At 68.6% G+C, this 13,927-nt stretch carries 11 protein-coding genes; 2 read left to right on the top strand and 9 right to left on the bottom strand.

Features of this window, described 5'->3' with window-relative positions; all coding sequences use genetic code 11:
* Positions 1–166: 166 nt before the first annotated feature.
* Positions 167–796, top strand: coding sequence for a LysE family translocator (locus ABB55_RS23410; RefSeq protein ID WP_054360973.1), 630 nt, complete (start codon positions 167–169; stop codon positions 794–796).
* Between the two features lie 57 nt (positions 797–853).
* Here ABB55_RS23410 and ABB55_RS23405 read toward each other — a convergent pair whose 3' ends face one another.
* The 6 genes from ABB55_RS23405 to dnaG all read right to left on the bottom strand — a co-directional run bounded on the left by ABB55_RS23405 (position 854) and on the right by dnaG (position 9,426).
* Positions 854–1,141: a hypothetical protein gene (locus tag ABB55_RS23405; RefSeq protein ID WP_181184029.1), complete on the bottom strand. Its 288-nt coding sequence runs from the start codon at positions 1,139–1,141 to the stop codon at positions 854–856.
* Positions 1,138–2,358, bottom strand: a complete 1,221-nt coding sequence (locus ABB55_RS23400) for a GTP-binding protein (protein ID WP_054360972.1) — start codon at positions 2,356–2,358, stop codon at positions 1,138–1,140. Before ABB55_RS23400 ends, ABB55_RS23405 begins: the two co-directional genes overlap by 4 nt.
* A gap of 539 nt (positions 2,359–2,897) precedes the next feature.
* The gene (locus ABB55_RS23395) at positions 2,898–4,028 is read right to left on the bottom strand and encodes an acyltransferase family protein (RefSeq protein WP_054360971.1); all 1,131 of its coding nucleotides are present in this window, start codon (positions 4,026–4,028) and stop codon (positions 2,898–2,900) included.
* 200 nt (positions 4,029–4,228) lie between these two features.
* On the bottom strand, positions 4,229–5,584 hold the full coding sequence (gene ribB / locus ABB55_RS23390) for a 3,4-dihydroxy-2-butanone-4-phosphate synthase (protein ID WP_054360970.1): 1,356 nt from the start codon (positions 5,582–5,584) through the stop codon (positions 4,229–4,231).
* Between the two features lie 101 nt (positions 5,585–5,685).
* Positions 5,686–6,792, bottom strand: a complete 1,107-nt coding sequence (gene aroC / locus ABB55_RS23385) for a chorismate synthase (RefSeq protein ID WP_054360969.1) — start codon at positions 6,790–6,792, stop codon at positions 5,686–5,688.
* A 702-nt stretch (positions 6,793–7,494) separates the two neighbouring features.
* Complete coding sequence (gene dnaG / locus ABB55_RS23380; RefSeq protein WP_054360968.1) at positions 7,495–9,426, bottom strand: DNA primase; 1,932 nt, start codon at positions 9,424–9,426, stop codon at positions 7,495–7,497.
* Positions 9,427–9,624: 198 nt separating this feature from the next.
* Here dnaG and ABB55_RS23375 point away from each other — a divergent pair, with 198 nt between their 5' ends.
* On the top strand, positions 9,625–10,602 hold the full coding sequence (locus tag ABB55_RS23375; protein ID WP_054360967.1) for a TAXI family TRAP transporter solute-binding subunit: 978 nt from the start codon (positions 9,625–9,627) through the stop codon (positions 10,600–10,602).
* A 687-nt stretch (positions 10,603–11,289) separates the two neighbouring features.
* On the opposite strand, the gene ABB55_RS23370 is transcribed toward ABB55_RS23375, so the two are convergent.
* From ABB55_RS23370 to ABB55_RS23360, 3 genes are all read right to left on the bottom strand, one after another.
* Positions 11,290–12,228 (bottom strand): IS110 family RNA-guided transposase, encoded by a 939-nt coding sequence (locus ABB55_RS23370; RefSeq protein WP_054360966.1) that lies wholly within the window; start codon positions 12,226–12,228, stop codon positions 11,290–11,292.
* Positions 12,229–12,478: 250 nt separating this feature from the next.
* A complete protein-coding gene (locus ABB55_RS23365) occupies positions 12,479–12,979 on the bottom strand; it encodes a hypothetical protein (protein WP_054360965.1) in 501 nt (166 codons plus the stop codon).
* Positions 12,980–13,125: 146 nt separating this feature from the next.
* Complete coding sequence (locus ABB55_RS23360; protein ID WP_054360964.1) at positions 13,126–13,920, bottom strand: class I SAM-dependent methyltransferase; 795 nt, start codon at positions 13,918–13,920, stop codon at positions 13,126–13,128.
* Positions 13,921–13,927: the final 7 nt, after the last annotated feature.

The following is a 13,927-nucleotide window of genomic DNA, read 5'->3' as shown; positions in this document are numbered from 1 at the left end:
GCGTCCGGCCCAATCCGCCGGACAGCCATTCGCCCGGGCCATTCCCGTCGACACGACGGCTCCGCTCGTGGTCAAACAGTGATCGGTTCGCAGTCACGGGACGGGCGGGCATCGTCCGTCCCGATCGAACCGCCAGGCTGGCCCGAACGATCCGACAGGAGCCCCCATGACGCTTGCCGCCCTCGCCGCCTCCTTCCTGGCCGGTGCCCTCTACGTTCTCTCGCCCGGCCCGGCCGTGCTGGCCCTGATCGGCATCGGCGCCTCGCAGGGACGGCGGCCGGCGGCGCATTTCGTCATCGGCCATCTGGCCGGCGATACGCTCTGGTGCGGCCTGGCGATCTTCGCCCTGGTCGGCGCGCAGGTGATCGACCAGCATGTCTTCGACGCGATCGCGCTCTTGTGCGCCGGCTATCTCGGCTGGCTCGGCTACAAGGGCGTCACGGCCCGGTCGGCCGGCGCGGCCGACGACGTGATCGGGCGCCGGCCGCTGCGCCGCGGCATCCTGTTCGGCCTGACCAATCCGAAGAGCTACCCGGTCGCGCTGGCGATGTTCTCGGCGCTGTTCGCCGGCCAGGCCGGGACCCTGTCCTTCGAGGCCCTGCCGATGCTGCTGATCGCGGCCTTCGTCGGCTTCCTGATCGGCGACCTGATCCTGGTCTGGATCGTCGGCACGAAGCTGCTGCGCGGCCTCTATCTCCGCCACGCGCTGTGGATCATCCGCGCCACCGGCGCGCTGTTCCTGCTGTTCTCGCTGCGGACCGCCTGGGAAGCCCTGCCGCGCCTCCTGCGCCGCTGATCGCGCGCCGGCGCGACGGCCCTCGCCCGATCGCCTTCGGGCAGCCGGCCGGCGCCGTCACGGCGGCCACAGATCCGGCCGGCGCGAGACGGCATCGAGCACCTGCGGCCAGCCGATCGTCCGCATGGCGCCGGGGATCTTGAGGGCCTGCGTCGGCCGGCCCTCGGCCATGATCAGGACGATCGTCTCGATGCCGCCGCAGGCCGCGTCCCCGCAGGCGATCTCGCTGACCGTGAAGGAGACCCGGTCGTCGACGCCGAGGGCGTCGCGGGTCCAGTCGCGGAGGCGCTGGCGGGCTTCGGCAAGGGCCGGATCGTCGACCTTGCGCGAGAAACGCAGGATCACGCCGCCCGTCCCCAGCGCGGGAAGGGATCGGTGAGCGTCTTCCAGCGCGCCAGCTGCGGCGCCTCCTCGTCGACCAGGCAGGCATCGAGCCGCGCCCTCAGGGCCGCCTCGTCCATCGCGCCGCGTTGGCCGATGAAGACGATCTCCTGCATCCGGTCGCCCCAGACCGGGTCCCACAGCCGGTCGAGCCGGGCGAGCCAGTCGGGGTCCTTCGGCCAGCGCGACTTCTCCACCGCCGAGGCCCAGAAGCCGGTGCCCCCGGTCTCCACCGCGGCCCCCGCCTGGGACAGGTGCGCGCACCATTCCGGCCGCGTGGCGATCCAGAACTTGCCCTTGGCGCGCAGCACGCCCGGCCATGCGCTGTCGACGAAGGCGTTGAACCGGCCTGGATGGAACGGCCGGCGCGCGCGATAGACAAAGGAATAGATGCCGTATTCCTCGGTCTCGGGGGTGTGCTCCTGGGGCCGGTTCAATTCCCGGAACCAGGCCGGATACTGGTGGGCGGCCTCGAAATCGAACCGGCCGGTCATGACGATGCGATCGAGATCGACCGCGCCGTGATCCGCGCAGATGATCTCGGCACCGCCGTTCAGCGCCCGGACCAGCCCGATCACCGCCGCGCGGTCGGCCGGGCCGACCGCCGAGATCTTGTTGATCACGATCACGTCGGCAAACTCGATCTGTTCGACCAGCAGCCCGACCAGCGGCCGGCCGTCTTCGTCGTCGACCGCCAGACCGCGGTCGGCCAGGAAGTCCGAGGAGCCGTAGTCGGCCAGGATGCGCATCGCGTCGACCACCGTCACCATGGTGTCGAGCCGCGCCACGTCGGACAGGCTGGCGCCGGCCTCGTCGCGGAATTCGAAGGTCGCGGCAACCGGCAGGGGCTCGCCGATGCCGGTCGATTCGATCAGCAGGCAGTCGAAGCGCCGTTCCTCGGCCAGACGCCGTACTTCGGTGATCAGGTCGTCGCGCAGCGTGCAGCAGATGCAGCCGTTGCTCATCTCGACCAGCCGCTCCTCGGTCCGCGACAGAGCCGCCCCGCCGTCGCGCACCAGCGCCGCATCGACATTGACCTCGGACATGTCGTTGACGATCACCGCCACCCGGAGGCCGACCCGGTTGGACAATACATGGTTCAGAAGCGTGGTCTTGCCGGCCCCGAGAAAGCCGGACAGGACGGTGACGGGTAGACGGGGATCCTCGGATTTCAACGGCATCGGTGATCTCGTTATGTTACGTTATAACATAACTTATCCCCGACCTTCGCGCCCCGTCAAGCACGGCGCCAGCGAAGCCCTCCCGGCACCCGCGGACCGCCGGCCCCATCGGCGCCGGCCGACCCGCCCTTCATCCGCCCTTCAGGCACCTTCTCCCCGGAGGGGCGAAGGGGAAGGAACCGAGGGTTCGACAACCGTAACCGCAGCGATCTCGCGACCATCTCCTTCTCCCCTTTCGGAAGAAGGGGAAGGAGCCGATGGGCCGTCAAGCGTAACCGCTCAGATCTCGCGACCATCCCCTTCTCCCCTTGCGGGAGAAGGTGGCCGAAGGCCGGATGAGGGGTGCGATATCGCAACGAAACGCGGCGCGGCGGTCATGGCGTAACGCGGCGATTGACCTACTTTACCCTTTGATCCGCGATCGATTTTCGGCATTTTCAAGCGCAGATCGAAACCTTTGCTTTTGGTCCCACCGCTACAACCTCGCCCCACCGACGCGGACCGCCGGCCCCATCCGCGGCGCCCGATCCGCCCCTCCTCTACCCTTCGGCCGCCCGCCCCCGAGGCAGCGAAGGGGCAGGAACCGCCGCGACGGAGACGGGTGCGGGCCCGCCATCGGACCGGCGTCCGGCCAGCAGACGGCGGCGCAGAGCCTCGCGCAACGGGACCTCGCAGGTCCGGTGGAACACGGTCGCGATCGCCAGCACCGATCCGGCATAGAGCGCCCAGAACCAGACCCGATCGGCCGGCGGGACGCTGCCGATGCCTTGCCAGAGCCAGATCAGCCCGAGTTGGATCGGCAGGTGGACCATGTAGACGGCAAGGCTGATCGCGCCCAGGCCGCGCAGCGGGGCGGCAGAGGCCAGACGCCTGAGCGGCGCCAGGGCGGCGATCGCGCCGATCCCGGCCAGCGCGACGAGATCGAACGCGAAGGTCTTGATCCACCAGCAGAAGGGCAGCGTCGCCGCGAGCCCGACCAGCAGCACCGGCGAGGGCCGCGCGCCGGACCGGAGGCAGCGCACCGCCTCGGCCGCCCCGACCGCCAGGAAGAAGCCGATCAGGCCGCGGGCGAAGCCGGTCAGGATGAAGAGATCGGTCTTCAGGAAGATCCAGATGCCGGCGAGGATCATCACCGGCGGCGCGAGCGCGGGGCCAGCGGTCCGCATCGCGAGAAAGAACAGCCCGTAAAGCGCCATCTCCACCGTCAGCGACCAGGACGGATGGTTGAACGCGGTGCCGTCGTTGACCAGCACCAGATTGCCGAGGAAGCCGGCCGCCCCACCCGCTCCGGTCACGCCGAGGCCGCCGGCCAGTGCGATCAGAGCCGCCGTCGCACCGAATCCGGCCAGATGGGCCGGGTAGAGCCGGGTCAGGCGCAGGGCCAGGAAGGTGCCGAAACCGATCCGCCCGGCCGCGATGCGGGCGGCATAGACGTGGTGGAAGACGAGGCCGGACAAGAGGAAGAACAGGTCGACCGCCAGATAGCCGTGCCGGTAGAGCGCGCCGATCCCCGGCAGCCCGGCCCCCGGCGCCGATGCGATGGTCAGGGACGAGTCCTGGTAGGGATCGACGAAATGGACATAGTGCCAGAACAGGGCGACCGCGAGCGCGGCGAGGCCGCGCAGCCCGTCGAGCCATTCGAGCCGGTCGCCGCCGCCGTCCCCCGCCATGCCGTCCGCCCTCCCGGCCACTGGCGGCCGTCAGGGACGGAAGACTAGATCGGAACCATTCACATTCGCTTACAGACGCCAGGACTCGGCGGGGATCTCGGATCCGGCGCGGATCGCAGATCCGACGCGGATCGCAGATCCGACGCGGATCGCAGATCCGACGCGGATCTCCGATCCGGCGCCGCCCTGTCTCGTCCCGATCAGGCTTCCGGCGCCTCGGTGCCTTCGATCTCGATGCCGAAGCCCTCCAGGCCGACATAGCGCCGCGCCTTGCTGGAGATCAGATGGATCGAGCCGACGCCGAGCGCCTTCAGGATCTGCGCGCCGAGGCCGATCTCGCGCCAGTTCTCCGCCCGGATCGACGCCGAGCCGTGGCCCTCGGCCTCGTCGGGGGCATGGGTCGCGCCGTCGACGCCCTTCAGCCCGTCGCGCGGCCGGGAGGCCGAGCGGGCGACGCCGACCGAGCCCTCGCGCAGATAGACGATCACGCCGCGGCCCTTCTCGGCGAAACGCTTCATCAGGAGATCGAGCGTGCGGGAGGGACCGAACACGTCGCCGACCACGCTTTCCAGATGCAGCCGGACCGGCACCGCGCGGCCGTCGCGGATGTCGCCGAACACCACCGCCAGGTGATGCATCGGATCGAACGGCGTGCGGAAGGTGATCGCCTGCGCCTTGCCGGCCGGGGTGTCGATCTCGAAATCCTCGATCTTCTCGACCAGCCGCTCGTTGCGCTGGCGATAGGCGATCAGGTCGGCGACCGAGACTGTCTTCAGCCCGTGCTGGCGGGCGAATTCGGCGACCTGCGCGCCGCGCTTGACGGTGCCGTCGTCATTGACCAGTTCGGAGATGACGCCGACCTGCGGCAGGCCGGCCAGCCGGCAGAGATCGACCGCGGCTTCCGTATGGCCGGAGCGCATCAGCACGCCGCCCTCGCGGGCGACCAGCGGGAAGATGTGGCCCGGGCGGACGAAATCGCCGGCGCCGACATTGGGATTGGCCAGCGCGCGCACCGTCGCGGTCCGCTCCTCGGCCGAGATGCCGGTCGTGGTGCCGTGCCGATAGTCGATCGAGACCGTGAAGGCGGTCGAATGCGGCGCGTCGTTAACCGCCACCATCGGTTCGAGATGCAGCCGGCGGGCCTCCTCGCGGGTGATCGGCGTGCAGACGATGCCGGAGGTGTGGCGGATGATGAAGGCCATCTTCTCGGTGGTGGCATGGACGGCGGCGACGATCAGATCGCCCTCGTTCTCGCGATCGTCGTCGTCGGTGACGACCACGATCTCGCCCTTCTCGAAAGCCCGGATGGCTTCGGCGACGCGTTCCTGCGACATGATCTGCTCCGTGAAGACCCGGTCCCGTCCGGACAGGCCGAGAAAGTCGTTGGGGGTGACGGCGCCGCCGGTGGCCTCGGCGATCCGCGCCGCGGTCTCGCGGCCGATCCAGACCTCCGGATCGTTGCACAAGGCCGTCACCGCGGCCGGCGACAGGCCGGCGCGGCGGGCGAAGGCGGAGCGGCTCTCGCCGCGGCCGGCGAGGAAGTCGTCGAGGCGCATGCCGGGACCTTAGCGCCGGCCCCATTCAGGCGCAACGAAAGAAGCGCCAACCTTTCAGCAATACTGAAGCCCGCCGGACGCAGACCCGGCGCCCGTCGGGATCACCGTCCCGTCTGGCCGCGATGGCGCAGGAAATGGTCGGCCAGCACGATCGCCACCATGGCCTCGCCGACCGGCACGCCGCGAATGCCGACGCAGGGGTCGTGGCGACCCTTGGTCAGGATCTCGGTGGCGTTGCCGGCCTTGTCGATGGTCTTGCGCGGGGTCAGGATCGAGGATGTCGGCTTGACGGCGAAGCGCGCCACGATCGGCTGGCCCGACGAGATGCCGCCGAGGATGCCGCCCGACTGGTTGGAGCGGAATTCCGGCGTGCCGTCCTGCCTCAGATAGATCTCGTCGGCATTCTCCTCGCCGGTCAGTTCGGCCGCGCCGAAGCCGGCGCCGATCTCGACGCCCTTGACGGCGTTGATCGACATCAGCGCGGCGGCGATGTCCTGGTCGAGCTTGCCGTAGATCGGCGCGCCCCAGCCCGGCGGCACATTCTCGGCGACGATCTCGAGCACCGCGCCGACCGAGGACCCGGCCTTGCGGATGCCGTCCAGATAGGCCTCGAAGCGGGCCGCCGCCTCGGCATCGGGGCAGAAGAAGGGATTGCGATCGACCTCGGCCCAGTCCCAGCGGGCGCGATCGATCTTGTGCGGCCCCATCTGCACCAGCGCGCCGCGCACCGTCACGCCGCCCGGCACGGCCGCGTCGAGCACCTTGCGGGCGACCCCGCCGGCCGCCACCCGGGCCGCCGTCTCGCGCGCCGACGACCGCCCGCCGCCGCGATAGTCGCGGATGCCGTATTTGGCGTCATAGGTGAAATCCGCGTGGCCGGGCCGGAACTTGTCGCGGATGTCGTTATAGTCTTTCGAGCGCTGGTCGACGTTGCGGATCATCAGCGAGATCGGCGTGCCGGTGGTGCGCTGGCCGCCGGTGCGCTCGTCCTCGAACACGCCCGACAGGATCTCGACCTCGTCCGGCTCGCGCCGCTGCGTGACGAAGCGCGACTGCCCGGGCTTGCGCCGGTCGAGCCAGACCTGGATGTCGGCCGCGGTCAGCGGCAGCCCCGGCGGACAGCCGTCGACGACGCAGCCGAGCGCCGGCCCATGGCTCTCGCCCCAGGTGGTGACGCGGAAGAGATGGCCGAAACTGTTGTGCGACATGGGTCCACCGGCTGGACGAGGCGGGAGGCTCTTCTATGCCGAACCGGGCAGCGGGGTCAAAGGGCGGGCGGACGGACCGGCATCAGCGGCGCGTTGACACGTCTCGCCCGACCGGCCACTCCGTTCGGGCCCGCACTCACGACCGCATCCCGGGAGCAGGCCTATCAGGCTCGGCCTGCATGGTGTCCGCCTCAAGATCACCAATGAAAACATAGCTTTATTGCACTTCGCCTGCAGAGTGGGCCGCCGGCTCTCCGCTATCGCTCCGGCCGCGAATGCGATGGGAGATCGAATTTCCGCCGCCACAACCCGAGATGATCGCCAATCTCGCAGCGCATCCCCGGACAAGGCCCGTCAGGGCCGCCGATCCGGGGCCTACTCGCGTCCGTTCCGCGTCAAGATCGCGAATGAAAACATAGCTTTATTGCACTTCGTCGGCAGAGTGGGTCCCGGCTCTCCGCTGCGCTCCGGCCGGGAATGCGATGGGAAATCGAGTTTCCGCCGGCACAATCCGAGGTGATCGCCAATCTCGCAGCGCATCCTCGGACAAGGCCCGTCAGGGCCGCCGATCCGGGGCCTACTCGCGTCAGTTCGGCGTCAAAATCGTGAATGAAAACAATAATCTGCGGCGCTCATCCGCAAGGTCGCCCGCGGCTCCGTAGCCGGGATCGCAATCGGACTCCCCAAACCCGATCGTAGCCCTCACCGCTTGATACCCACCGGCGCGAAGACCGGACCGGTGTCCTTGTCGGCGCCGAAGGCGGCGCGGATCAGTTTGGCCTCCTCGGCCAGTTCCTGTTCGCGATGGGCGAATTCCTCGCGCCGGCGGACCACCTCGCGCGACAGTTCCAGGATGCGGATTTCGACCGTCTCGTCGGCGTCCGGGCCGACTTCGGCGACGGCGCGGTCGAGATCGCGTTCCATCGCCTTCAGTTCGATCCGGTCGAGGAAGTGCCAGAGGCAGCGGGCGACGTAATCCTCCGGCGGATGGAACCTCAGGATCGGGAAGCGCTCGCGCAGGCGGTGGCCGCGATGGGTGACGACGCGGCCGTCGGGCTCGATCTCGTCCTCGCCGTGGATCTCCTTCATGAGGAAGAAGAAGCGCTGGTCCATCTCCGAATAGAACTGCGCCACCGACTTGTCGTCGCAATCGGTCGCGATCCGGGTCAATTCGCGCTTGAACGCCTCGTGCGGCTCGATGCCGAAATCGAGATCGATCATGCGGTCGAGCGCGCCCTCGAAGATGTCCGGATACTCGATCGACAGGCCGAGCACGATCCGCTCGACGCCGGCCAGTTCGCCGTCCTGGTGCAAGGCCGGCGCCGGCGCCCCTTTCGGCGCGGCATTGCGGTCGCGCCGCTCGGATTGCCAGAACAGGTTGGAGAGCCGCAGGCGGTAGCGCAGCCGGTAGCCCTTCTGGACGCGCGGATCGCGGATCTCCGCGGTCAGGTCTTCGAGCCGCTTTTCGAGCGCCGCCTTGCGTTCCGGCGTGTCGATGGTCGCGCCGGCGGTCTCCCGCTCCCACAGCACCTCGGCCAGCGGCACGGCGCGCTGGATCTCGGCGAGGAAGGCCTCGCGGCCGCCGCCGGCGATCAGTTCGTCCGGGTCCTTGCCGTCGGGCAGGAAGCAGAAATTGAACGAGAAGCCGCTCTTCAGATGCGGCAGGATGCGGTCGATCGCGCGATGGGCGGCGCTGATGCCGGCGCGGTCGCCGTCGAAGCAGACGACCGGCTCGGGCGCGAAGCGCCACATGCGCTGGATCTGCTCCTCCGTGAAGGCCGTGCCGAGCGTCGCCACCACCGAGCCGATGCCGGCCTGCACCACCGCGATGGCGTCGAGATAGCCCTCCACCACCACGATCTGGCCGCTCTCATGGGCCGCCGCGCGGGCGCGATGGCCGTTGAACAGCATCAGCCCCTTGTGGAAGAGCTCGGTCTCCGGCGAGTTCAGGTATTTCGGCTTGTCGTCGGGTCCGAGCGCGCGACCGCCGAAGGCGACCACCCGGCCGCGCTCGTCCTGGATCGGGATGATCAGGCGGTTGCGGAACCGGTCGTAGCTCGGCCGGCCGTCGTCGGGCTCGATCAGAAGCCCGGCATCGATCATCGAGCGCTCGTCGACGCCGCGGCCGATCAGGTGCCGCTTCAGGGCGTCGCGCTCGGCCGGCGCCGCGCCGATGCGGAATTCGCGGATGGTCTCCGGCCGCAGCCCGCGCCGCTCGGCATAGCCCCGCGCGGTCGCGCCGGCCGAGAGGCGGAAGGTCTCCTGGAAGAACTGGCAGGCCAATTCGACCACGTCGGCGAGGCTGGCGCGCTGGCGCTCGCGCACCACCTCGCGCTGGTCGGGCTTGGGCAGCGGTACCCCGGCCTCCGCCGCCAGCCGCTCGACCGCCTCGGGGAAGCTCAAGCCCTCCGTCTCCATCAGGAAGCGGAACACGTCGCCATGCTTGCCGGACGAGAAGCAGTGATAGAAGCCCTTGTGGTCGTTGACGAAGAAGCTCGGCGTCTTCTCCGGATTGAACGGCGACAGGCCGGCATATTCCCGGCCCTGCTTCTTCAGCCGCACGCGCCGGCCGACCACGGCGGAGACGGGCAGCCGGGCGCGGATTTCGTCAAGAATGTTGGGCGGGAACTTCATGGCGCGATCATACCCGATCGCCCTTGCCCGTGTTCGACTTTCGCCATTGCCATCGACAGGATTTTGCCCGAAGCCCATTCTGCTTGGTCATGAATCCGACCGAGTTTGCGGGGACAGTCCCGCGCGCGGGCGGGTCGCGGCGGGAGGCTGCGGACGCAGGGGGCGACATTCCTTTTCGCCAATGGGCAGGAGACATTCATGCAGATGCTGAAGACCATCGCCGTGGCCGCGCTGATCGCGATCGCCGGAGCCGGCGCGAGCGCGGCGCAGAACATCTATTCGGGCGGCAAGGCCGGCGCCTATTTCGGCACGCTCTGCCCGGCCATGCTGGATGGCCTGCGCAACGAAGGCTTCACGCCGAACTGCGTCGAGACCAAGGGTTCGCTCGACAATATCGAGAAGGTTCTGGCCGACCAGGACGGCATCGCCATGGTGCAGACCGACGCCTTCGCCAACTGGGCGGCCGCCAATCCGGATGCGGCCAAGAAGCTCCATACGATTCGCGCCGACCTCGCCAATGAGGGCGTCTATTTCGTCTCCAAGAACCTGACCCAGTTCGGCGACGTGGTGCGCATCATCACCCGCGTCAAGCTGGTGCTGCCGCCGCAGGGCTCGGGCGCCGCGCAGACCTTCGAGAATATGAAGAAGGTGCTGCCGAACGTCTTCACCCGCATCGAGGCGGCCCAGATCACCTATGCCGAATCGGCCTCCAAGGCGATCGAGATGGCGCTCGCCTCCGACAACACGATCGCGCTTTTCGTCCAGCTGCCCGATCCGGCCAATGCCAACTTCAAGACCGTGGTCGAGAAGAAGGGCCACTTCATCCCGGTCGTCGCCCGCGCGCTGGTCAACCAGCAGGTCAACGGCCAGAATGTCTACGTGATCGAGACCCGCCCGGTGACCGAGGCCGGCTTCATCAAGAACGCCGTCGAGGTGACCACCATCGCCACGCCGATCATGCTGATCACCCAGCCGGCCGACGTGCTGCCGGCCGGCACCAACCAGCGCACCAACAAGGAAGACCTGATCAAGCTGGTCAAGGGCATGCCGCGCGAGAAGCTGCTGCCGAAGTCCGGCCCGACCGTCTCGCTGTTCAACCGCGCCTATTCAGCCAGCCAGACCGTCGCCAAGGATCTGGTCGACAAGGCCGAGGAAGCCATCCGCGGCATGAAGTGACCCGATCGCGCCGACCACCCGGTCGACGCCCTTGCCTTTCCGAGCGGCGCCCCTCCCCGGGGGCGCCGTTGCCGTTTCGGCCCCCGCGATTTTGGTTTTCATTAGCGCCCCATCCTGCGTCCAGCCCTCCCAACGCGGAGGCGAAGGGGCAAGAGCCGGAAGATCAACGCCGCCGATTTCACAGACTCTTCAACGCGCTATCCCCTTCTCCCCTTGGCACGGGCCGAAGGGAAAGGAGCCGACGCACCGCGCGCGCCGATTTCCCCAATCCCGCAACGCGTTATCCCCTTCTCCCCTTGACCCGGAGCGAAGGGGAAGGAGCCGACGCACCGCGCGCGCCGATTTCCCCGATCCCGCAACGCGTTATCCCCTTCGCCCCCCCAAGGGGGGAGAAGGTGCCCGAAGGGCGGATGAGGGGGTCGATCGTCCGTCAACGCCCCAAGGCCGCGGTCCGGCTGCGGGCCTTGCCGACGCGAACCGCGAGACCTGCGCCACGCCGCGGCATCCAGGCCCCCTCATCCGCCCTTCGGGCACCTTCTCCCCCTTGGCAGGGGGCGAAGGGGAAGGAGCCGGGAGATCGGTCGGGTTGATGTCGGCAATCCCTCATCGCGCGCGTCGGTTTCCCCAATCCCACAACGCGTTACCCCCTTCTCCACCCCAAGGGGGGAGAAGCGACTGTCTTGGCTGTCAAGCGGCTTCTGCGCGCCATGGTTGTTTTTCCCGGATGATGGCGTTGAGGATGGTGAGGAGTTTTCGGGCGACGGCGATGATGGCGACCATCTTGGGCTTTCCGGCCGCGACCAGTCGGTCGCGGAAGGCTTTGAGGATGGGATTGTGCTGGGCGGCGACCTGGGCGCCCATGAAGAGGGCCTTTCGGATGGCTTCCCGTCCGCCGCCGATGAAGCTCCTGCCGCGCCACTGGCCCGACTGGCGGGTCCAGGGGGCGAGGCCGGCGAGAGCGGCGATCTGGCGGCGGTCGAGGTCGCCGAGTTCGGGCATTTCGGCCAGCAGGGTCCTGGCGATCTGGTCGCCGATGCCGGGGACGGACTTGAGGAGTTCGGCCTTTTCGAGCCAGGCGGGCGTGCGGCGGACGGCACCGCCGATCTCCTGGTCGATGTCGGCGAGCTCCCGCTTGAGCGCCTCGAGCAGGCGCTCGATGCTCCTGGCCGTGCGCGGGGAGGCCCGCTTCAGCCGCTGGCTCTCGGCACCGATCATGGCGACGATCTGCCGGCGTCGGGCGACCAGGTCGGCCAGCGCCTGGAGCTCGGCGTCGGGCAACGGGCGGATTTCCGGTCGTGTCGCCTCGGCGAAGCGGGCGATCACGAAGGCATCGATCGGGTCGGTCTTCATCCGCTTGCCCATGGCCTGGGCGAAGGCCCGGACCTGGGCCGGATTGACCACCACGACCGGCAGACCGGCGGCGGCCAGGCTGGCCGCCACCACGGTCTCGAAGCCGCCGGTCGCCTCGACGGCGATGCGCGCGGCGCCGAGCGGTTTCACGCGCTCGATCAGGTCCGCCAGACCGTCCGCGGTGCGGGCGACGCGGAAGGGCGCGAAGGCCGGGCCGTTGGCGGCCACGTCCAAGGCGTCCTTGGAGACATCGATACCGATATTGAGAGCGTCCATCCTGTCCCATCCTTGCGCAAACGGGCTTCGCTTCGAGCGGCCCAAGCGACTGTTCGGGTTCGATGGACCGACGGGCGGCGACCCTTGCTTCTCCACGGGCTTTAACGCCCCAAGGTGCATCGGTCTGCCGCCCGACACCGCAACCAATGATATATCATTGGTTGCGGTGTCCAAGTTACAAGGTGCCCGAAGGGCGGATGAGGGGGTCGATCGTCCGTCAACGCCCCAAGGCGGCGGTCGGGGTGCCGGGTCAGCCCTTGGCGAGGCCGAGGGAGACGTATTGGACCGGCTTGCCGGATTTGGAATCCTTGCCGGAAACCGCCAGCGAGAGGCGGTTTGCGCCGCTGACGGTCAGGGTGAGCGTGCTGACCGCGCCGTTCTGCGACGTGACCTGCATCACCAGGCTGTTGCCGGACAGCCGCCCGGACAGGGAGGCCGTGCCGGCCTCGGCGCCGCCCTGGAAGGTGCCGACGAAGGTCTTCTGGTCGCCGCTCCAGGTCAGTTGCACGGCCAGATTGGCCCCCTTGGCGGCGCCGTCGCACTTGCCCGTGACCGTGATCGACGCGCCCGCGGGGGCGCCCTGCAGACGGCAGGTGGTGGCGGCCGGCGCCTCGCCGCCGGATGCGGTGATGCTGCCCGAGCCGGTCCAGGAGCCCGACAGCTTGGCGATGAAATCGGCGCCCTCGTCGGCCCGGGTGACGGACGGGGCGAGGCCGGCTGCGACCACGGCTGCGAAAAGCAATCCCTTCATGCCAATCTCCTACGATGCCGCACCGATGAAACGGACCCTCCGCAAAACCACGGACTGCGGGCTTCGAACGCCATCAGTAGGGATCGCTGCATGCATTGTCGAGATGCTGCACTGCAGCAGTGCCATTCCGTCACACGGTGCTGCCGTTACGGCACAGGTCGGTCGGCCAGGGGCTCGAGGCCGGCCAGAAAGACATCGGGATCGACGACGCCGAGGCTCTCGATATAGCCGGCAAGCGCATCGTCGGTCAGGTCGACGGCGTCGAAGGCCTTGACGATCTGGGCATAGTGGTCGCCGAGCCGGCGCGAGGTCGGGTCCAGGCCGGTCAGGGCGACCAGGCCGGTCGGTGCGCTGTCGAGCACCGTCATGGTCAGATCCGGTCGATACCGCTGCAGGATCGGGACCAGTTTCCAGACGTCGCCGGTCCAGGCCGATCGATAGACGGGATCGCGCCGTGCCGCCGGATGGGGCCGGCGCTCGGTCATTTCGGCATTGATCGGGATGCAGTCGTGCAGAAAGACGATGCTGCCCGGATGGGCATAGCGTTCCGTATTGATGAAGTCGCGCAGCAGATACTCGTACTGGTGCATCCCGTCCAGAAAGGCGACATCGTAGCCACCGGGCAGGTAGCGGAACAGATCTTCGCTGGCGAAGAAGTCGTCGCTGGTCATCTGAAACAGAAAGACGCGCGACTTGCCGCGTGTGAAGTCGTTGGCGACCCGGCCCATCTGCGGGTCGACGCCGACGGAATCGCACCCGAAGCAGGCCATGCTGGCGCCGAGATTGACCCCGATCTCGAAATAGCGCTGCGGCTTCCGGCGGCGGTGAACCTCGGCGAGCACCTTCAGATAGGACCGCCCCTTGCGCGGGAAGCGCGGAAACGGGCCGGCCGCGGCGTCTGCGGCGTCCCCGGCGACCGGGTCTGCGGGCGCGTCCGTCATCGGCCTG

The sequence above is a fragment of the Prosthecodimorpha hirschii genome, from assembly GCF_001305515.1.
Taxonomy (GTDB): Bacteria; Pseudomonadota; Alphaproteobacteria; order Rhizobiales; family Ancalomicrobiaceae; genus Prosthecodimorpha; species Prosthecodimorpha hirschii.
Note: the sequence above shows the minus strand (reverse complement) of the source record. Positions and strands in the feature narration are given on the sequence as shown.

Coding starts and splice junctions, on each gene's coding strand:
- ABB55_RS23360 (WP_054360964.1), bottom strand. CDS start 13,920: ATGACGGACGCGCCCGCAGACCCGGTCGCCGGGGACGCCGCAGACGCC.
- ABB55_RS23370 (WP_054360966.1), bottom strand. CDS start 12,228: ATGGACGCTCTCAATATCGGTATCGATGTCTCCAAGGACGCCTTGGAC.
- aroC (WP_054360969.1), bottom strand. CDS start 6,792: ATGTCGCACAACAGTTTCGGCCATCTCTTCCGCGTCACCACCTGGGGC.
- ABB55_RS23400 (WP_054360972.1), bottom strand. CDS start 2,358: ATGCCGTTGAAATCCGAGGATCCCCGTCTACCCGTCACCGTCCTGTCC.
- ABB55_RS23395 (WP_054360971.1), bottom strand. CDS start 4,028: ATGGCGGGGGACGGCGGCGGCGACCGGCTCGAATGGCTCGACGGGCTG.
- ABB55_RS23410 (WP_054360973.1), top strand. CDS start 167: ATGACGCTTGCCGCCCTCGCCGCCTCCTTCCTGGCCGGTGCCCTCTAC.
- dnaG (WP_054360968.1), bottom strand. CDS start 9,426: ATGAAGTTCCCGCCCAACATTCTTGACGAAATCCGCGCCCGGCTGCCC.
- ribB (WP_054360970.1), bottom strand. CDS start 5,584: ATGCGCCTCGACGACTTCCTCGCCGGCCGCGGCGAGAGCCGCTCCGCC.
- ABB55_RS23365 (WP_054360965.1), bottom strand. CDS start 12,979: ATGAAGGGATTGCTTTTCGCAGCCGTGGTCGCAGCCGGCCTCGCCCCG.
- ABB55_RS23375 (WP_054360967.1), top strand. CDS start 9,625: ATGCAGATGCTGAAGACCATCGCCGTGGCCGCGCTGATCGCGATCGCC.